Origin of the sequence: Saccharothrix sp. CCNWYY140 (assembly GCF_037401995.1) — a bacterium.
Taxonomy (GTDB): Bacteria; Actinomycetota; Actinomycetes; order Mycobacteriales; family Pseudonocardiaceae; genus Actinosynnema.
Map to the genome: position 1 here is coordinate 1 of NZ_JBBEGC010000140.1, position 17,957 is coordinate 17,957.

Here is a 17,957-nt window from a genome sequence, read left to right on the forward strand (position 1 = left end):
GGGGAAAGAAACCGAGGCCCTTCCCGTGGGCGCTAGCCGCTTCGGCTCGCGCCTTCGGCGCGGAGCACCCTTCGGGCATGCGGCATGCGTGCGTGCGGCATGCGGGCGTGAGGCGTGAGGCGTGCGGGCCTGCGGGCCTGCGGGTGAAGCGGAGTTCTGGCTGGTCAGGCGGTCGCCGGGTGCGGCACGAAGGCCCGGCTGCCCAGCCGGCTGGTTTTCCTCCGCCCCCCACGGGGTATGCGAGAGAAGGACCTGATGTCGACCGAAAGGACCGTCATGGGTGCCGACGACAAGTTCAGCAACAAGGCTGAGGAGATGAAGGGTCGCGCCAAGGAGGCCCTCGGCGACGCCACCGACAACGAGCAGTGGCAGGCGGAGGGCAAGGCCGAGCGGGCCAAGGGTGCGCTCAAGGAGGCCGGCGAGAAGGTCAAGGACGCCTTCCGTCCCAACGACCGCTGACGCTTCGATGGCTGCGCGCAGCGCCGCACCGTTCGTGCCCGAGGGCGCGGACTTGGCGGCGCTGCGCGCTGCTGCGCGGGGGTGTGAAGGGTGTGACCTTTACAAGCCTGCGACACAAACGGTGTTCGGCTCGGGACCGCCTGACGCTCGGCTCGTGCTTGTCGGGGAGCAGCCGGGGGATCAGGAAGACCGGGCTGGGGAGCCGTTCGTGGGGCCGGCCGGAAAGCTCCTCGATCGGGCATTGGCCGAGGCGGATTTGCTGCGTGAGGGTGTCTACGTGACCAACGCGGTGAAGCACTTCAAGTTCGTGCCGGCCGAGCGGGGCAAGCGGCGGATCCACAAGACGCCCGCGCGGGGTGAGGTCGTCGCCTGTCTTCCTTGGCTGCACGCCGAGTTGGCGGAGGTGCGGCCGGACCTCGTGGTGTGCCTGGGGGCGACGGCCGCCAAGGCGATCATGGGCACCGACTACAAGGTCACCGAGCGGCGGGGCAAGGTGGAGGAGACCTCGGACTTCCGGGTGATCAGCACGGTGCACCCCTCGGCGGTGCTGCGGGCGCCCGACCGGGACGAGGCGTACGCGGCCTTCCTGGCAGATCTGCGCACGGTGCGTGACCAGCTCTAGATGTGGAGCGGCCCCCTGACCGCTTCCCGCGCACGGGCCGAGCTGGACTGGGCTCGGGGTCAGGGGGCCGGGTGGCCGCCTGGTTTTCGCCAGGCCCACCCCTGAAGACGGGTAGGTCCTAGCGGACGGTCACCTCACGACAAGTCCTACAGCTATACAACTTCGGACCACCTCCTTCCTCGTGTACCACGAACCTATGCGGTCCGCCGGAGGCCTCGCAACGGATTTCTTGATCCGCGAACACGGTCGAACGCGGTGTCCGATTGCCGCCGGATTCTCCCCCGCCGAGCGGTCAGGATCGGTGGCATGAACTTCGAAGGCAAGGTCGCCCTGGTCACTGGTGGTAGTCGGGGCATCGGGGCGGCGGTGGCGCTGCGGCTGGCGCAGGACGGTGCGGACGTCGCGCTGACCCACCGGACCGACGCGAGTGACGTGGTGGAGCGGATCAAGGAGATGGGGCGGCGCGTGGTGGCGATCCGCGCGGACAGCGGGGACGCGGACGCGGTCGCGGCGGCGGTGGACGAGGCCGCGGGGGCGCTGGGTCGGTTGGACGTCCTGGTGAACAACGCGGGCGAGTTCATCGTGGGACCGGTGGAGGAGCTGGGGATCGACGCGTTCGACCGGACGTTCGCGGTGAACGTGCGGGCGCCGTTCGCGGCGGTCAAGGCGGCGTTGCCGCACCTGGGCGAGGGCGGGCGGATCATCAGCATCGGCAGCAACGTGGCCGTGCGCGTGCCGTTCCCCGGGTTCTCGGTGTACTCGGCGAGCAAGGCGGCGCTGATCGGCATGACCAAGGCGCTGGGGCAGGAGCTGGGCGCGCGGGGGATCACGGTCAACCTCGTGCACCCCGGCGCGACCGACACCGACACGAACCCCGAGAGTGGACCCATGTCCGAGGCGATCAGCGGGTTCACGGCGGTCGGCCGGTACGGCAGGCCGGAGGAGGTGGCGTCGGCGGTGGCGTACCTCGCGTCGGAGGAGGCCCGGTACATCACCGGCACCGCACTGCACGTGGACGGCGGGTTCACCATCTGACCGCCGGGGTGGGGGCCGTGCCCACAGGTTCGGCACGGCCCCCGCCCTCGTGATCAGCTCACGTTGACGTCGATGCAGGCGTAGAACGCGTTGGCGGTGTCGCCGATGTTCCAGATCGCCAGCACCTTCTGGCGGCCGGACGCACCCAGGTTCACGGTGTGCGAGACGGTCGAGGGCGGTTGCTGGTTGCCGCCGTCGAAGTACCCGACCCGCCGGCTGCCGACGTAGTACTCGTAGCTGGCGGTGCGGTGGCGGGCGGTGAAGACCCAGTTGAACGTGACGGTCTGCCCGACGCCGGTGACCTTCCAGCCCTTGCTGTCGTTGTTGAGCTCGGCGAACCGCGCCACGCCGCCGTGACAGCTGCGCAGCCCCTTCGGGCCTTCGACGCTCTGCGGTTCGTACTTGATGTCACCGCACTGCACCAGCCCCCGCGCGCACTGGGCCTGCCTGCTGGGCGGTGACGACACGTAGCCGTGCGCGAACGCTTGCGCCGTCGGCAGTGCGACGACGACCAGCGGCGCGACGAGGACGCCTGCCGCCATCGCGGCGATCCTGCGGCGAAGTGTCATGGGTCAGCTCCTTCCGGGTGGGTCGAACACGTCGCTGGGCGACCGCACCCGAAGAGCAGCCCGCGCCGCACGGGTGGACGTTCACCCAACGCGGCGGCAGGTCTAGACCATACTCTCTGTGATTACCCGGTGACAACCGTGCAGCACCGACCGCGGGCCCGTCTTGTCCTGTCCGGCTGAAGTTGTCGGTGTCCGGCAGCCCCTCGGTGCCCACCCGCGCGGGTCAGCGGCCCGGTTACCTTCAGCCCGACCGGAGCTGGTCGCGGGCTTCGTCCAGCAGGCCTGCCGCGTGCGCCGTCCGCTCGTACAGCACGTAGCGCCCCGCGCGGACCCTTGTGACCAGGTGGGCGCGGTGCAGGGCGGTGAGGTGGTAGGAGATGGTGGCGGGGGAGTAGCCGGTTCGGGTGGCCAGTTCTGTGGTGGAGCGGGCGGTGTCGAGGGCTGCCAGGAGGGTTGCTCGGGTGGTGCCCACCACCGGTGCGATGGTTCGGGGGCGGCGGTCGCGGTGGGCTCCGACTCGGTGGGCGGGGTAGTAGAGGACGCATTGCCCAGGGGTGTCCACCTGGATGACGACGTCGGATCGGCCGAGCACGCTGGGGGCCAGGACCAGGTCTCGGCCGGTGACGTCGACCTCGGCGTCCCACGACGTGGCGAGGGTGACCGCGTTGCCGGTCCACTTCAAGTCGGGGTGGAGGGCTGCGAACGTCCGGCCTACCCCGTGGGAGGCGATGGTCGTCGCGCGGTGGGCGATGTCCTGGTCGGTGATCGAACGGAGTTCGGGCCAGCCGTCGGCGAGGGTGTCGCGCCAGAACCTGGCGAGGCCGTTGGCCAGACGTCGTTGCATCCGGCCCGATTCCGCGATCCGGCGGGTCGTGGCCGGCAGCTCCCGGCTCCAGTGGGTTGGGGTGTAGGTGAGGACCTGGGTTTCCAGGTCGTCCTGGGATGTCGCCTCGATCTGCGCGATCTGCTCGTCCAGCAGGTGGCGGCGGGCGTCCGTTCCCGGTTGCGGGGTGAGCAGGTCGGGGGTGTAGGTGTCGCCGTTGCGCGGCAATAGGTCCGCGAGCAGGGCGACGTCCGGGTGGGCCAGCGACGCGCGGGCGGGTGGGCCGGGATCGCCGAACACCGGGTGTCGTCCGGACGCGGCCGTGAGCCTCAGCCACGCCAAGGACTCCGACGCCGGGGAAGGCGACAACCGCGTCCTGGACACCGTGTCGGCGTCTACGCGAAGCGTGAGCACCGCCCCGACCGTAGCAGCCGCGACCACAGATTCGAGGGGGTTCGAATCCTTTGTCGGGCTGACTCCACGCCGGGTTGGCTGGTGCGGAACAACGGCAGTCCGAAGAACCCGGGAGTGGTCATGGTGAGCCTGAAGGACACGACGAAGGCGAAGAGCCGCAGGAGGAAAGTCGGTGCGGTCGTGGCCGCGGTCGCGTCGGTCGCCGGGATGGTCTTCGCGGCGTCGCCCGCCACGGCCGGCGTCGCCGCCTACCCCACCAGCGAGTTCAAGGTCCCGTACGGGGCGAGCTTCTACAACGGCACGGTGACCTGGTACAACCGGTCGGTCGGCGTCACCGGGACGTTCCGGGCCACCGGGTGTCGGCGGATCTACGCGCGAGCGTTCAAGGGCGGCACCTCGCTGGGCTTCCGGAGTTCCAGCACCTGGTGCGACACGACCGCGCCGGCGACCCTGACCCCGCCCGCCGACGTCGTCGGCGGGGCCGACAACGCCTGGGTCTACATGACCGACGCGGCCGGGACGTACCTGCACGGACAAACCTGCTACCGCAGCTCCGGCGTCTGCATCGACGGTCTGCACTAGACCCCACCGGCTCCGCCGGGTAGGTCCGGACCTACCCGGCGGACCTCAAGGTGAAAGCCCGGTCCTCCACCCGGGCCGGACGCCACCAGCGGCGCGTCGCGAGGCCGGCCAGCGCCGCGCCGGCCGTGTTGAGCAGCACGTCGTCCACCGACGACACCCGGTCCAGCTGCAAGACGTACTGCGCGGTCTCGATGAGGGTCGAGCAGCACGCCCCGAGCGCCAGCAACCGCGGGATGGACCCGAGTGCCGCGAACCGCATCGGGGCGAAGGCCCCCAGTGCGGCGAGGACCAGAAGGTTGCCGATGATCCCGAGCGTGTGCATGTCCAGCAGGTCCTGGAACGGGACCAGGCTCAGCCGACCGGGGACCAGACCCGCCTGGGCGCCGGGCATCAACGTCAGCCACACCCACGGCACCGTCCCGTAGACCATGCCCACTTCGGCCAACGACATCGGCCACGCCCTCGCCCGCCGGCGTTGCGCCAGCACCCACACCGCCAGCGCGGCCACCGGCAGGCCGACCAGGGTCATGAGCACAACGCCGTTCTCGGTGTCGTAGCACCCGCGCCACCGCCCGGACAGGCACGTCGGCGCGGCCATCAGGAGGGACCGCCGCAGGGCGAACGCCGCACTCCCGAAACCGAGCACTGCCAAGCCAACGAGGAAGAGGGTGCGGGCACGAGTCACGTGGCCATCGAAGAGGAAGGCTTGTTGCGACGGCGTATCCGTTTTTGCATACGCCCGCGATATGTGCGGTCAGGCAACCTGTGCGGTCAGGCCGCCTCCAGGACGAAGAACAGGAAGCACAGGAAAGCGCCGGAGGGGAAGCGGGCGAGTTCGTCGGGGAAGACGTCACGGGCTTCCGGTGACGGGTGCGGTTCGCTGATCGTGGTGATGCGGAAGCCTGCGGCGGTGAAGGCGTCGGTCATCGCGTGCAGCGGCCGGTGCCAGTAGGTGAGCACGGCGGGCTGACCGTGGAAGGTGTACTCGTACGACCACTTGCTGGTCGCGAAGTAGTCGGCCTCGGGGTGCTCCATCTTGAGCAGGGACGGGTGGTTGACGACCACCACCAACCGGCCGCCGGGCTTGAGCACGCGCCGCAGCTCGGCCAGCGGGGCGGTCCAGTCCTCCAGGTAGTGCAGCACCAGGGCCGCGACGGCGTCGTCGAACGCGGCGTCGGGGTAGGGGAGCGGCTCGGCGATGTCGGCGACCTCCACGACGTCCCCGAGCCGCCGCCGCGCCAACTCCACCATCTTGGCGCTGCGATCGAACCCGCTGACCACGGCCCCGCGCTCACGCAGCCCGACAGCCACCGACCCGGCACCGCACCCGGCGTCGAGGACTTGGCGGCCGGCGACGTCCCCGAGGAGGTCGAGGATCGCGGGCCTGGCGTAGTAGGCGTTGACCAGACTGGTCTCGTTCTCGGCCGCGTACGCCTCGGCGAAGCTGTCGTAGTCGTTCTCCACAGCGGGATGGGCAGACATGGTCCCCATACTGCCCGGCACCGGTGGTCACTCGGCGACGACGGCGGACTGCGACATCAGGAGGTGCGGAATCAGGACGTGGGGCCGGTACCGCTTCGGGAGGGCGAGCACGTACAGCAGCCGGAAAGCACCTCGCCGCCGAGGCGCGGGCCACTCGCCCTCCAACGGGACCATCCGATCGAACTCCACCATCCCGGTCAGCAGGTAGGTGGCCTGACGCGCCGGCCCCATCCCCCGCAGGTCCAGGCCCACCTGGCCGTAGAAGGTGGGCAGTGGTTCCGGGCGGCGGCGGTCTCGCCGGGTGTCGGGCTGAACCCTCTCCGGGCCGGTCCACGAAGTGGGCACGTACAGCTCGGTGCGCCCGTTGGTCGACGCCAGGACGTAGCGGGGTGTGCTGCCGAGGACCTGGGGAATCAGGTTGAGCAGTCGGCGCTCAGAGAGAGGGGTCCGTCCCCCCGACGACTATCCTGATCGCAAAGAAGCCCGCAGCCACAGCCAGCGCCAGGAACGGCACACCGAAGCCCAACGCTACTTCGGACAGCGTGGTCAGCGCGCCCGTCACCACTTGGATCGTACCGATCGCGCCCGCGATCACCGAGATCCTGGCGAAGAGCACCGGGACGAGTCCGCTGGCGATCATGGCCCCCGCCGGGACGTGGCCCGGTCGCACCGCTCGCAGCAGACCGACCCTGGGCACCGCGCGCCGAATCCCCTCTAGGAGGGTCGGGAACTGCTCCACCGCCCGGCTCAGCACCCACCCGAGCAACGTCCCCTTCGCCGCGCCCATCGTCTCCCAGGTCACCTCGTCGCGCCCGACCGCGCCCGCCGGCGGCGGGGGTTCCTTGCTCAGGCGTTGCGCCACCAGGGGTGTGGTCAGGGCGGCCTCAGCCAGCAGGAGGGTCCAGTGGGCGTGGTCGTCGGCCAGGGTGGAGACGCGGGAGATCGCGTGGGTCAGCAGTTCCACGCGGTCCATCGCCGCGACGAAGCGGCTGGTCAGGTCGAAGTCCGGGTCCAGGCGTTCCAGCAGGCGCGCGGTGGCCAGGGACTCCGCGGGGTGGAACTCCAGCCACATCTCGAACACGCGGTCCAGGCGCTGCGGGTCCAGGCCGGTCAGGTCGCGCAGCAGGACCTCCGTGTCGTCGAGGTCAGTGGCGCGCTCCGAGCGGCGGGCTTCGTCGACGGCGGTGATCAGCAGGCGCAGCGCGGCGAACCAGCTCTCGTCCCACCGGGTGACGTCGACGCCGGCCAGGTGGTCGCGCAGGTCCGCCACGCACAGCCGGAAGACCTCCGACCGGTAGGCCTGGCACTCGCGGGCCGCGCGCAGGACCAGGTCCGGGGGCGCGCCGCGGGACCGCAGCTCCGCCAGCGCCAGCAGGCGTTCCGAGCGCTTGAACAAGGTCGTGGTGAACACGACCACCTCCGACAGGCGCGCGCTCCACGACCCGCCCGGTTGCGCGGCGGCGTCGAGCAGGTCGGCGAAGCTCGGCGACCCGCTCTCGCTCGCCTCCACCGCCGCCAGGTACTCGCACAGCGTCAGGTGCATGAAGCGGAAGCTCTCGCCGACCCGCTCCTCGGTGAACACACCCGTGTCGATCGCCAGGGCACGCAGGTGCGCCTCCGCCCGGCTCGTCGTCGGCACGCCGGTGAGCCGTTGGGCGGTGGCGACCGCGTCGCGCCAGGACAGGGAGTTCGCCGGGTCGTCGCTCGCGTGCAGGTGGTCCAGCGCGATCCGGCCCAGCAGCTCCTCGCGCGCCCGCCGGGTCTCGGTGGTGCCCTGGCCGCCGCCGAACTGCTGGGAGTGCCGGTGCACCAGCAGCTCGCCGATCACCGTGCGGTAGAAGTCGGTGCGGGTGTCGGGCAGCCGGGCAGAGCCCAGGTTCGGCGAGGCGGCGTAGCGCTGGTCCTGGGCGACGTACATGGACAGGATCAGCGGGTTGCCGCACATCTCCGCCAGTGTCCGGTGTTCCAGCAGGGTGTTGAGGATGCGCTGCGCCTCGCCCGAGCGCCCCTGCGGGTAGGGCCACTTGCGCAGGAACTCGAAGACGTCTGCCGCGGTGAACGGTTCGACCGTGTAGACCGCGTTCATGCCGCCCAGGAACCCGCGGGACAGCGCGCCCCGCAGTTGCGTGCGCGCGGTGACGATCACGCTGGTGCGCGGCGACTTCCCGCGCAGGGCGGAGGTGAGGCCGCCGATCGCGTCGATCGCGAAGTCCAGGCAGCGCTCGGGCACCTCGTCCATGCCGTCCAGCAGCACCAGCAGGCCGTTCCGGCCCGCCCACGCGTCGAGGGTGAACAGCGGGTCGTGGGTGCCCTCCACCCGGGACGCCAGGTCGAACAGCGCCTCCCGCAACCACGTCCCGGCGTCGCGGCCGGACGCGCGGGCGGTGGTCCAGTCCAGGTTGCGCAGCTCGACGTGCACCGGCAGGCGGTGCACGTCCGGCCTGCGGTAGGCCTGCCGGCACGCCTGCCGGAACAGCTTCTTGGTCAGCGACGACTTGCCCGAGCCGGGGTCGCCGAACAGCAGCACCGCGCCGATGTCGTCGGCGAGCAGGTCGTCGTCGGTGACCCGGCGCCGCGCGCCGGACAGGGACAGCCGGACGTACGCGGTGTCGATGTCGATCGCGGCGTCGTCCACGGACGGCACGTAGAGGCGGGAGGGGAACGTCGCCAGCTTCAGGTCGGTGTACCGGCGCACTCCGAACTGCGCGGCCAGCGACTTCTTGACCCGCCGCCCGATGCTCAACCGCAGGCTGCCCGCGATGTAGCGCACGAACGACTGCGACTCCCGCGCGACGGACCGCCGGTACCGCAGGATCAGTCGGTAGACCAGGGTGCCGGCGCCGGCCAGGGCGGTCAGCAGCATTCCGACGAGCGTGCCGGTCACGGGCACGACCTCCTCCCGGCTGGGTGGTGGTCGCGCCACCGAGGTGGTCGAGTGTCACCGGGATTCGCGCGCCCGTGCCCGCTGATCTGCGGAGTGCGGCGCTTGTTGTCAGATCTTGACCACGGCGAGGCAGCCGGTGACGGGGTCGCCGTCCGGACCGTCCGGGTGCCAGGTGCCGACCACGACCCCGAACCCGGCCGGAGGCGTGTCGGGGGTCAGGACGCGCACCACCTCGATCCGGGACCCCAGCGGCCCGTCGAGCACCCCGCGAGCCTCCGCCGGGCCGACGCCGGACCGGCCCGCGGGCTCCGAGACACCGCCGGTGCGGACCAGGTCGAGGACCTGGGCGTGCCAGGTCGGGTCGGCCGCCGCGTCGTAGATCCAGCGGGTGCCCAGGACGCTGTGTTCCGGGGTGGCCAGCAGCGACTCGGCCCCGACGTCGGGCAGGGGAGCGCCGCGGTAGGTGAGGGGTACGTGGTAGAGGTTGGTGCCGTCGGTCACCAGGTGCGCTTCCATGCCGACCTCGCCGGCCGGGTCCTCGAAGCGGTAGAAGCCGATGGGGCGCAGGGTGGGCACGGCGTCGCCGCGGTACCAGCGTTGGTGGGCCATCCAGTGGGGCAGGAACTCGCGGAAACCGGGGGTCAGGGTCGCGCCGGCATGGATCTTGGCCACGGATCTCACCGTACGCCGCGCGCGCGAGCGGGTGATCGGCCCTAGGCTCGTCTGGTGGAGTTGCCCAGGGGACTGGTGGTGTTGCTCGGGACGGCCGCCGTGGTGGTCGTCGGGGCCGGGATCATGGCGCTGTCCTGGTTCATCGGGCCGGTGTTCCTCGCGCTGACGCTGGTGATCGCGGTCAGCCCGGTGCACTCCTGGTTGCGCCGCAAGGGGTTGCCGACGTGGGTCGCCGCCACCGCGCTGGTGCTCGGCGTCTACGCCATCCTGTTGTCGCTGGTCGTGGTGCTGGTCGTGTCGGTGGCTCAGTTGGCCACCCAGCTGCCCCAGTACGCCGACCGCGCCCGCGCGCTGGCCGACTCCGTGGTGGGGCAGCTGTCCCGGTTCGGGGTCGGGGTGGACGAGTTGCGCCAGGTCGCCGACGGGCTGGACCTCGGCCGGGTCGCGGGGGTGCTGGGCACCGTGCTCAGCAGCGTCGGTGGGCTGGCGTCCAACATCGTGTTCCTGTTGTCCCTGCTGGTGTTCCTGTCCGTGGACGCGGGCAGCGCGGGCGACCGGATGGCCGTCATCGCGCAGGACCGGCCGGAGGTGGCCAAGGCGCTGACCCGGTTCACCTCCGCCACCCGCCGCTACCTCGTCGTGTCCACGGTGTTCGGGCTGATCGTGGCGGTGCTCGACGGCGTGGCCCTGGCGATCATGGGCATCCCGCTGCCGATCCTGTGGGCGCTGCTCGCGTTCATCACCAACTACATCCCCAACGTGGGCTTCGTGCTCGGCCTGGTCCCTCCCGTGCTGCTCGCCCTGCTGGAGAGCGGCTGGGAGCCGGCGGTGTGGGTGGTCGTGGTCTACAGCGTGCTGAACTTCGTGGTGCAGACGCTGATCCAGCCCCGGTTCGTCGGCGACTCGGTCGGCCTGTCCACCACCGTCACGTTCCTGACGCTGCTGTTCTGGGCGTGGCTGATCGGCCCGCTGGGCGCGGTCCTGGCCATCCCGCTGACCCTGCTGGCGAAGCTGGTGCTGGTCGACGTCGACCCGAAAGCCCGGTGGGCCGACGCCTTCCTCAGCTCCACACCCAAAAAACGACCCTCATAGCTCCAACCCGGTCAGCACCAGCACCCGCTGCTCGGTCAGGTCGTCCATCGCCGCCCGCACGCCCTCGCGACCGGTGCCGGACTCCTTCACGCCGCCGTACGGCATCTGGTCGGCGCGGAAGCTCGGGACGTCGCCCACGATCACCCCGCCCACCGCCAGCCGCGCGGACGCCTTGAACGCCAAGCGCACGTCGTGCGTGAAGAGTCCGGCCTGCAAGCCGAAACGGGACGCGTTCACCCGGTCGAACGCCTCCTCCACCGAGTCGACCGCGGCGAGCACGACGACCGGGCCGAAGACCTCCTCGTCCACCACCTTGCAGCCCTCCGGCACGTCGGCGAGCACGGTCGGCGCGTACACCGCGCCCTCGCGCGTGCCGCCGGTCAGCACCCGCGCCCCGGCCGCGACGGCCTCGGACACCCAGGCCTCGACCCGTTCCGCCGCCGCCTCGTTGATCAGCGGGCCGACGTCGGTGGCCGGGTCCTGGGGTGCGCCGGTGCCCAGCTTGCGAACGTGGGCCACAACGCCGTCAGCCACGGCGTCATACACGTCCCGGTGCACATAGACCCGCTGCACCGAAATGCAGGACTGCCCGCCCTGGTACATGGCGAAGGTCGCGATCCGCTGCGCCGCGAAGTCCAGGTCCGTCCAATCAGGACAGACGACGGCCGCCGCGTTGCCGCCCAGTTCCAGCACGACGTGCTTGCGCGGCACCTGCTCCAGGATCGAGTACCCGACCGGCCCGGACCCGGTGAACGACACGACCGGCAGCCGGGGGTCCGTGACGAGCGCGCCCGCGGCCGAGTTCGGCACCGGCAGCACCGACCACGACCCCGCCGGCAGGTCGGTCTCCGCCAGCAGGGAACCCAGCAGCAGCGCCACCAACGGCGTCGCGGGCGCGGGCTTGACGATGATCGGCGCACCCAGCGCGATCGCGGGCGCCACCTTGTGCGCCACCAGGTTCAACGGGAAGTTGAACGGCGAGATGCCCAGCACCGGACCCCGCGGCGCGCGCCGGACCAGCGCCAGCCGGCCGGACGCGGCGGGGTCGGTGTCCAGGCGCTGCAACTCGCCGGAGAACCGCCGCGCCTCTTCGGCCGCCCACCGGAACGTCGACACCGCCCGGGACACCTCGATCCGCGACCACTTCACCGGCTTACCGGACTCGGCCGTGATCAGCTGGGCCACCTCCTCCGCGCGCTCGGCCAGCCGCCGCGACACGTGGTCCAACGCCGCCGCACGGGCGTGCGCGGGCAGCACCGCGAACTCCGGCGCGACCGCGTGGGCCGCCGCGACCGCGCGTTCCACGTCCTCCGGCGTGGCCCAGGAGGTGGTGCCGGCGAGCGCGCCGTCGTGCGGCGAGCGCACTTCCACCACGTCCCCGCTCGACGCGGCCTGCCCGGCTACCCAGTAGTTCATCGTGCGACTCCTTCAGTGATGGCCCGCTCCACGACCTCGACGCCCTCGGCCAGCAGGTCGTCCGGGATGACCAGGGGCGGCAGCAGGCGCAGGACGTTGCCGTACGTGCCGCACGTCAAGACCACCACCCCCGCCGCGTGGCACGCCGCCGTTACCCGCGCCGCCACCGCCGGCGTCCGCTCGGCGAACTCCACGGCCAGCATCGCGCCCCGCCCGCGCACCTCGCCGCCGTCGCCCAGCACCGCCCGCAGCCGGGGCACTGCGTATTCCTCGATGCGGCGCGCGGCGGCGTTCAGGTCGCGCTCGATCATGGTGTCGATCGCGCCCAACGCGGCGGCGCACGCGACCGGGTTGCCCCCGTACGTGCCGCCCAACCCGCCGACGTGCACGGCGTCCATCAGCTCCGCCCGCCCGGTCACACCCGCCAGCGGCAGCCCGCCCGCGATGCCCTTCGCCGTGGTGACCAGGTCCGGCACGACGCCTTCGTGGTCACTGGCGAACCACGAGCCGGTGCGGCAGAACCCGGTCTGGATCTCGTCGGCCACCAGCACCACGCCCCGGTCCCGACACCACTGCTCAAGAGCGGGCAGGAACCCCGGCGCGGGCACGATGAACCCGCCCTCGCCCTGGATCGGCTCGATCACCACGCACGCCGTGTTGTCCGCGCCGACCTGCTTCTCGATCGCCTCGACCGCCCGCGCGGCGGCCTCCTCGCCGCTGAGCCCGTCGCGCAACGGGTAGGACGCCGGCACCCGGTACACCTCGGGCGCGAACGGCCCGAACCCGTGCTTGTACGGCATGTTCTTGGCGGTCAGCGCCATTGTCAGGTTCGTGCGCCCGTGGTAGCCGTGGTCGAACACCACGACCGCCTGCCGCCCGGTGGCGTGCCGGGCGACCTTCACCGCGTTCTCCACGGCCTCCGCGCCCGAGTTGAACAGCGCCGACCGCTTCTCGTGCGTGCCGGGCGTCAGCTCGTTGAGGCGCTCGCACACCTCCACGTACCCCTCGTACGGGGTGACCATGAAGCACGTGTGGCTGAACCGGTCGATCTGCCGGTGCACGGCCTCGGCGACGCGCGGCGCCGGGTTGCCCACGCCGGTGACCGCGATGCCCGAGCCCAGGTCGATGAGCTTGTTGCCGTCCACGTCGACCAGCAGCCCGTCCTCGGCGTGGTCGACGAACACCGGCAGGGTCGAGCCGACCGCCGCCGACACCGCGCCCTTGCGCCGGGCGGTCAGCTCCTGGGAGCGGGGACCGGGGATCTGGGTGAGCAGTCGGGTCATGGTTCGAGCATCAGCCCTCCCCGCGGCCGGCGCACCTGCCCGAAATGGCCAATGTTCTGGTTGGACATGTACAAAGTGTCCATGCCGTTGACGCTGGCCCGCCTGGCCCGGGAGGTGGGGCTGACCGTGCACGTCGACACCGGGCTGGACCGGCCGGTGTCGTGGGTGCACAGCACCGAGTTGGCCGACCCGACGCCGTTCCTGGAGGGCGGCGAGCTGCTGCTGACCACCGGCATCGCGCTCGGCCCGTACCCGGCTTACGCGCGGCGGCTGGCGGACGCGGGCGTCGTGGGGCTCGGCTTCGGTACGGGACTCAGCCACGCGGTGATCCCGGACGAGCTGGTCCACGCCGCGCGGTCGGCGGGGCTGGCGGTGCTGGAGGTGCCGCGCGCGGTGCCGTTCATCGCGATCACCAAGGCGGTGTCGCGGGCGGTCGCGGCCGACGAGTACGCGGCGCTGACCCGGACCAGCGAGGCACAGCGCGCGCTGACCCGGGCGGCGCTGACCTCCCCGGCGGCGGTCGTGCGGCGGCTGGCGGGGTTGCTGGGCGGTGCGGCGGCCTTGCTGGACGCGTCCGGCGAGTTCGTGCACGTCAGCGGTGACCTGCCGGACCTGAGGGCGGAGGCGGCGCGGCTGGGGCACGGTCCGGCGGGCGCGGCGTGGCAGGTGGGGGAGCGGCACCTGGCGTTGCAGGTCCTCGGCCGGCACGGCTACCTCGCGGTGGCGACCCCCGTTCCGCTGGACGCCGTGGACCGGACGGTGGCCAACACGGCCGCGTCCCTGCTCACGCTCGGTCTGGCCGGGTCGGACGCGGTGGACGTGGTGCGGCGCGAGCTGCGGACCGCGCAGTTCCGCCTGCTCCTGGCCGGAGAACCCGTGGACGGTGTGCCGGAAGGCGCTTTCCGGGTCGTCCTGGCACCGCGCGGCGAACCGACCGGGTTCTGGGCCGAGTACGCGGGTGACCTGGTGGTTCTGACCGACCGGTTCGACGGTTCGGGGTACGCGTCCAGCCCGGTGGACGCGGCGAGCGTCGCGCGCGGTTATCGGGAAGCGCTGCGGGCACGGGAAGAGCGGGTCGCGAGCTTCGAGGACGTGCCCGGAGCGGGTCTGGTGGCCGTCGACGCCGCCCAGTTCGCCGCGACCCTCCTCGCCCCGCTGGACGACCGGCTGCGCGAGTCGCTGCGCGTGTGGCTGGCGTGCCACGGCCAGTGGGACCCGGCGGCGGCGCGGTTGGGCGTGCACCGGCACACCGTGCGCAATCGGATCAAGCGGGTCGAGGAATTGCTGGGCCGTTCGCTGGACTCGCCCGGAGTCCGTGCGGAGCTGTGGTTCGCATTGGCATCAGCGTGAAAAACGTCAACTGGCAACAAGAGGCCGTTTGTGACGGTATTGCTACGGGTACATGGACCCGAAATGTCGAACCGGGTAGCTAGTCGCGCCGACAGGGCGGTAGTTTCCCGGACGCGGACGGCTCTGTCGGGGCAGCGGAGGTCAGCCGGATGTGGGACGGAGACCTGACCGGAGAGGTCGTCGACGGGCGTTACGCCCTGGGCGGGCTCTACGGGTCCGGCGGCATGGCCGAGGTGTACCGGGCCTACGACACCGAATTGGACCGCAGGGTCGCGATCAAGGTGTTCCAGGGCACCGCGACCGCGGAGGACCAGATCCGCCTCGACCGCGAGGCGCAGATGCTGTCCGAACTGGACTGCCCGGGCGTGGTCGCGGTGTACGGCACCGGGTCCTTCCGCGGGCGGCCGTTCTACGTCATGCAGGCCGTGGACGGCGGCACCCTGCGGCGGCGGATGCGCGAGGCGCTGGCCCCCGAGGTGGTGGCCCGCATCGGGGCGCAGGTCGCCGAGATCCTCGGGCATGTGCACCGGCACGACGTCGTGCACCGGGACGTGAAGCCGTCGAACATCCTGCTGGCCACCGACGAGCGCCGCGCCTACCTGGCCGACTTCGGCCTGGCCCTCCAGGGGCAGGTCACCCGGGTCACCCGATCGGGCGTCCTGGTCGGCACCGCCGGCTACCTGGCCCCGGAGCAGGTGCGCGGCGCGGAGGTCGGCCCGCCCGCGGACGTCTACGCGCTGGGCCTGGTCCTGCTGGAGTGCCTGACCGGCCGCCCGGAGTACCCGGGCGGCGACACGGAAGCGGCCCTGGCCCGCCTGCACCGCGAGCCGCGCATCCCGGCGAACCTCCCGGCGGAGTGGGTCGACGTCCTGACCGCGATGACCCACACCCTGCCCAGCAAGCGCCCGACCGCGACCGAGTGCGCCGCCATGCTGACCGTCGCCGAACGGGCCAGCGCCGGCCTGCGCCCCTTGGCGGGCGTGGACGTGGCCCCGCGCGCGGAGGAGAAACCGCCCGCACCCGCGACCGGACCCAGACGCCGCCGCCGGACGGCGCTGCTCGTGGGCGCCGCCGCAGCCCTGCTGGGAGCGGTGGCCCTCCTCCACGCGGTCACCCTGACTTCCCGCCCCGACCCGACCGACACCCGGCAGCAGCTGGACGCCCCGGTGGACCTGATGACCACCGCTCCCGCACAGCCCGGCGCCACCGCCGGCCTGGACCCGTCGACGGTGACCGTGGTGGAGCCCGGCAAACAGGTCGCCGGCTCGCCCCAGGACCCGAAGACCGTGGTGGTCACGTCGGTGGTGCAGGAACCGACCGGCGACACCCCGAAACCCACCACCGTCCGCGACACCCCGAACCCGCAACCCCCGCCCAACACGACCAAGCCCCGCCCGACCACCCCGGCACCCATCACCCCGGATCCGAAACCGCGCACGGGCGCCAGGGGCTGAGCGGTCAGCGCAGGGCGGGCAGGAGGTCGGATTCGGCGAATTCCAGGAACTCCTCCTGATGCTCGCCGCCGATCTGGACCAACGCCAAGTCGGTGAACCCGGCCTCCTCGAACCCGCGCACCGCCTCCACGATCGGCCCGACATCAGGCCCGCAAGGGATCTGCTCGGCCACATCGGAAGGCCGCACGAATTGCGTCGCCCCCGCGAACCCCGCCGGTCCGGGCAGTTCCGCGTTCACCTTCCACCCGCCGGCGAACCAGCGGAACTGCTCGTGGGCGCGCTTGACCGCCTCGTCCTCCGACGGGTCCCAGCACACCGGCACCTGGCCGATCTTGCGCGCCGTCCGGCCCTGGAAGACGTCCCAGTCGCGGCACAGTTCCGCGTTCGGCTCGGTCGCCACCATCGCGTCGGCCAAGGGCGCGAAGGTCTGCACCGACTGGCTGCCCGACACGGCCACCGCGATCGGCACCCGTTGCGCGGGCAGGTCCCACAGCTTCGCCGAATCCACCCGGAAGTGTGAACCGGGGTAGTTGACGTACCCACCGTCGAACAGCAGCGAGATGATCTCCACCGCCTCGCGCAGCAGCTCGTGCCGCACGTTCACCGGCGGCCAGCCGCGCCCCACGACGTGTTCGTTCAGGTTCTCCCCGGCGCCCAGCCCGAGCGTGAACCGGCCGTCCGCGAGCAGCTGCACCGTCGCCGCCTTCTGCGCCACCACCGCCGGGTGGTACCGCATGGTCGGGCACGTCACGTAGGTCATCAGCTCGACCCGGTCGGTCACCTGCGCCACCGCGCCCAGCACGCTCCACGCGTACGGCGCGTGCCCCTGCTCGTCCAGCCACGGGAAGTAGTGGTCGCTCATGACCTCGAAGTCGAACCCGGCCCGCTCGGCGCGCGCCGCGTGGGCGACCAGCGCCTTCGGTCCGGCCTGCTCGGTCATCAGGGTGTAGCCGATCCGCACGGTCCCCTCCTAGGCCATCGGCAGGTCGGTCAGATCCGCCCGCAACTGGTCGAGTTCCTCGTAGACGGTCGACGCGCCGTGCTCGCGCAACTCGGCCTCACCGAACCCACCCGTGCGCAGGCACACCACGGGCAGCCCGGCACGACGGGCCGCGTCGCAGTCCCACACCGAGTCGCCGATCACGACGGCGCGGCCCGACGAGTCCACGCGGGACAGCGCCACCTCGATGAGGTCCGGCGCGGGCTTGGACTCCTCCACGTCGTCCGCGGACGTCGACACCACGCCCTGCGCGTCGATCAGCTTGATGTAGTGGTCGACGTGGTGGCGCTTGCCGGAACTGGCGAGCACCACGGCGAAGTCCTGCTCCAGCGCGGCACTCACCAGCCGGTGCGCGCCCTCCAACGGGCGCACCTCGGCCAACATCGGCTCGAACGCGACCTCCCACGCCTTGCGGATGCCGTCCCCGTGCTCCTCCTCCACGTGCTGCCCGGCGACAGCGGCGACCAACTTGTCGCCGCCCATGCCGATGGCCCGGTGCAGCTTCCAGGTGGGCACGGTGAGGTCGAACCGACGGAACGCGCGGAACCAGGCGACCGCGTGGTGGTAGTTGGTGTCCACCAACGTGCCGTCCACGTCCAGGACCAGCGTGTTGCTCATACCGCCGTGGTTAGCCCGACCGGCGCACCGGCAAACAAGCCGAGTAACGCATGAGTCGGGAGGGCAGAGGCGCAGGCAGCACGCACTTCGCTCCCCCCCCACCCCGCACAGCCCTCCACGCCCGCAGGGCGCGCGCTTTTCGAAGGGCTCGCGCAGCAGACCTCCCAACTTGGGCTTCTTCCGTCATCCCCGTATGGCCTGC

The 17,957-nt window shown here is 71.7% G+C and carries 18 protein-coding genes; 7 read left to right on the top strand and 11 right to left on the bottom strand.

Annotated elements, in window-relative coordinates; all coding sequences use genetic code 11:
- Positions 1 to 276: 276 nt before the first annotated feature.
- From WBN91_RS34250 to WBN91_RS34260, 3 genes are all read left to right on the top strand, one after another.
- Entirely contained in the window at positions 277 to 459 is a 183-nt protein-coding gene (locus tag WBN91_RS34250; RefSeq protein ID WP_337728445.1) for a CsbD family protein, read from the top strand.
- 7 nt (positions 460 to 466) lie between these two features.
- A complete protein-coding gene (locus WBN91_RS34255; protein WP_337728443.1) occupies positions 467 to 1,081 on the top strand; it encodes a UdgX family uracil-DNA binding protein in 615 nt (204 codons plus the stop codon).
- Between the two features lie 306 nt (positions 1,082 to 1,387).
- Positions 1,388 to 2,116 (top strand): SDR family NAD(P)-dependent oxidoreductase, encoded by a 729-nt coding sequence (locus WBN91_RS34260; protein WP_337728442.1) that lies wholly within the window; start codon positions 1,388 to 1,390, stop codon positions 2,114 to 2,116.
- A gap of 53 nt (positions 2,117 to 2,169) precedes the next feature.
- Here WBN91_RS34260 and WBN91_RS34265 read toward each other — a convergent pair whose 3' ends face one another.
- Both WBN91_RS34265 and WBN91_RS34270 read right to left on the bottom strand, forming a co-directional pair.
- The gene (locus WBN91_RS34265) at positions 2,170 to 2,685 is read right to left on the bottom strand and encodes a lytic polysaccharide monooxygenase auxiliary activity family 9 protein (protein ID WP_337728441.1); all 516 of its coding nucleotides are present in this window, start codon (positions 2,683 to 2,685) and stop codon (positions 2,170 to 2,172) included.
- A gap of 241 nt (positions 2,686 to 2,926) precedes the next feature.
- Positions 2,927 to 3,922 carry an ArsR/SmtB family transcription factor gene (locus tag WBN91_RS34270; protein WP_337728440.1) on the bottom strand — a complete coding sequence of 332 codons (996 nt, stop codon included), beginning with the start codon at positions 3,920 to 3,922 and terminating at the stop codon, positions 2,927 to 2,929.
- 120 nt (positions 3,923 to 4,042) lie between these two features.
- Here WBN91_RS34270 and WBN91_RS34275 point away from each other — a divergent pair, with 120 nt between their 5' ends.
- Positions 4,043 to 4,504, top strand: a complete 462-nt coding sequence (locus tag WBN91_RS34275; protein ID WP_337728439.1) for a hypothetical protein — start codon at positions 4,043 to 4,045, stop codon at positions 4,502 to 4,504.
- A 31-nt stretch (positions 4,505 to 4,535) separates the two neighbouring features.
- Here the strand turns inward: WBN91_RS34275 and WBN91_RS34280 are convergent, their stop codons facing one another.
- The 5 genes from WBN91_RS34280 to WBN91_RS34300 form a co-directional block, all read right to left on the bottom strand.
- Positions 4,536 to 5,150, bottom strand: a complete 615-nt coding sequence (locus WBN91_RS34280; RefSeq protein ID WP_337728444.1) for a VanZ family protein — start codon at positions 5,148 to 5,150, stop codon at positions 4,536 to 4,538.
- 125 nt (positions 5,151 to 5,275) lie between these two features.
- Positions 5,276 to 5,986, bottom strand: a complete 711-nt coding sequence (locus WBN91_RS34285; protein WP_337728438.1) for a class I SAM-dependent methyltransferase — start codon at positions 5,984 to 5,986, stop codon at positions 5,276 to 5,278.
- Positions 5,987 to 6,013: 27 nt separating this feature from the next.
- A complete protein-coding gene (locus tag WBN91_RS34290; RefSeq protein ID WP_337728437.1) occupies positions 6,014 to 6,331 on the bottom strand; it encodes a hypothetical protein in 318 nt (105 codons plus the stop codon).
- Between the two features lie 88 nt (positions 6,332 to 6,419).
- Positions 6,420 to 8,870 carry an NACHT domain-containing protein gene (locus WBN91_RS34295; protein WP_337728436.1) on the bottom strand — a complete coding sequence of 817 codons (2,451 nt, stop codon included), beginning with the start codon at positions 8,868 to 8,870 and terminating at the stop codon, positions 6,420 to 6,422.
- A gap of 108 nt (positions 8,871 to 8,978) precedes the next feature.
- Positions 8,979 to 9,542, bottom strand: a complete 564-nt coding sequence (locus WBN91_RS34300) for a maltokinase N-terminal cap-like domain-containing protein (protein ID WP_337728435.1) — start codon at positions 9,540 to 9,542, stop codon at positions 8,979 to 8,981.
- Positions 9,543 to 9,596: 54 nt separating this feature from the next.
- Here WBN91_RS34300 and WBN91_RS34305 point away from each other — a divergent pair, with 54 nt between their 5' ends.
- Positions 9,597 to 10,634 carry an AI-2E family transporter gene (locus tag WBN91_RS34305; protein WP_337728434.1) on the top strand — a complete coding sequence of 346 codons (1,038 nt, stop codon included), beginning with the start codon at positions 9,597 to 9,599 and terminating at the stop codon, positions 10,632 to 10,634.
- Here WBN91_RS34305 and WBN91_RS34310 read toward each other — a convergent pair.
- Both WBN91_RS34310 and gabT read right to left on the bottom strand, forming a co-directional pair.
- Complete coding sequence (locus WBN91_RS34310) at positions 10,629 to 12,050, bottom strand: aldehyde dehydrogenase family protein (protein ID WP_337728433.1); 1,422 nt, start codon at positions 12,048 to 12,050, stop codon at positions 10,629 to 10,631. The two genes, WBN91_RS34305 and WBN91_RS34310, sit on opposite strands and share 6 nt — an antisense overlap.
- A complete protein-coding gene (gene gabT / locus WBN91_RS34315; protein WP_337728432.1) occupies positions 12,047 to 13,333 on the bottom strand; it encodes a 4-aminobutyrate--2-oxoglutarate transaminase in 1,287 nt (428 codons plus the stop codon). Before gabT ends, WBN91_RS34310 begins: the two co-directional genes overlap by 4 nt.
- A gap of 81 nt (positions 13,334 to 13,414) precedes the next feature.
- Here gabT and WBN91_RS34320 point away from each other — a divergent pair, with 81 nt between their 5' ends.
- On the top strand, positions 13,415 to 14,683 hold the full coding sequence (locus tag WBN91_RS34320) for a PucR family transcriptional regulator (RefSeq protein ID WP_337729431.1): 1,269 nt from the start codon (positions 13,415 to 13,417) through the stop codon (positions 14,681 to 14,683).
- 149 nt (positions 14,684 to 14,832) lie between these two features.
- Positions 14,833 to 16,137, top strand: coding sequence for a serine/threonine-protein kinase (locus WBN91_RS34325; protein WP_337728430.1), 1,305 nt, complete (start codon positions 14,833 to 14,835; stop codon positions 16,135 to 16,137).
- A 4-nt stretch (positions 16,138 to 16,141) separates the two neighbouring features.
- Here the strand turns inward: WBN91_RS34325 and WBN91_RS34330 are convergent, their stop codons facing one another.
- Both WBN91_RS34330 and WBN91_RS34335 read right to left on the bottom strand, forming a co-directional pair.
- Positions 16,142 to 17,098 (bottom strand): TIGR03557 family F420-dependent LLM class oxidoreductase, encoded by a 957-nt coding sequence (locus WBN91_RS34330; RefSeq protein WP_337728429.1) that lies wholly within the window; start codon positions 17,096 to 17,098, stop codon positions 16,142 to 16,144.
- A 9-nt stretch (positions 17,099 to 17,107) separates the two neighbouring features.
- Entirely contained in the window at positions 17,108 to 17,755 is a 648-nt protein-coding gene (locus tag WBN91_RS34335; protein ID WP_337728428.1) for an HAD family hydrolase, read from the bottom strand.
- Positions 17,756 to 17,957: the final 202 nt, after the last annotated feature.

Coding starts and splice junctions, on each gene's coding strand:
- WBN91_RS34250 (WP_337728445.1), top strand. CDS start 277: ATGGGTGCCGACGACAAGTTCAGCAACAAGGCTGAGGAGATGAAGGGT.
- WBN91_RS34255 (WP_337728443.1), top strand. CDS start 467: ATGGCTGCGCGCAGCGCCGCACCGTTCGTGCCCGAGGGCGCGGACTTG.
- WBN91_RS34260 (WP_337728442.1), top strand. CDS start 1,388: ATGAACTTCGAAGGCAAGGTCGCCCTGGTCACTGGTGGTAGTCGGGGC.
- WBN91_RS34265 (WP_337728441.1), bottom strand. CDS start 2,685: ATGACACTTCGCCGCAGGATCGCCGCGATGGCGGCAGGCGTCCTCGTC.
- WBN91_RS34275 (WP_337728439.1), top strand. CDS start 4,043: ATGGTGAGCCTGAAGGACACGACGAAGGCGAAGAGCCGCAGGAGGAAA.
- WBN91_RS34285 (WP_337728438.1), bottom strand. CDS start 5,986: ATGTCTGCCCATCCCGCTGTGGAGAACGACTACGACAGCTTCGCCGAG.
- WBN91_RS34310 (WP_337728433.1), bottom strand. CDS start 12,050: ATGAACTACTGGGTAGCCGGGCAGGCCGCGTCGAGCGGGGACGTGGTG.
- gabT (WP_337728432.1), bottom strand. CDS start 13,333: ATGACCCGACTGCTCACCCAGATCCCCGGTCCCCGCTCCCAGGAGCTG.
- WBN91_RS34320 (WP_337729431.1), top strand. CDS start 13,415: ATGCCGTTGACGCTGGCCCGCCTGGCCCGGGAGGTGGGGCTGACCGTG.
- WBN91_RS34325 (WP_337728430.1), top strand. CDS start 14,833: ATGTGGGACGGAGACCTGACCGGAGAGGTCGTCGACGGGCGTTACGCC.
- WBN91_RS34335 (WP_337728428.1), bottom strand. CDS start 17,755: ATGAGCAACACGCTGGTCCTGGACGTGGACGGCACGTTGGTGGACACC.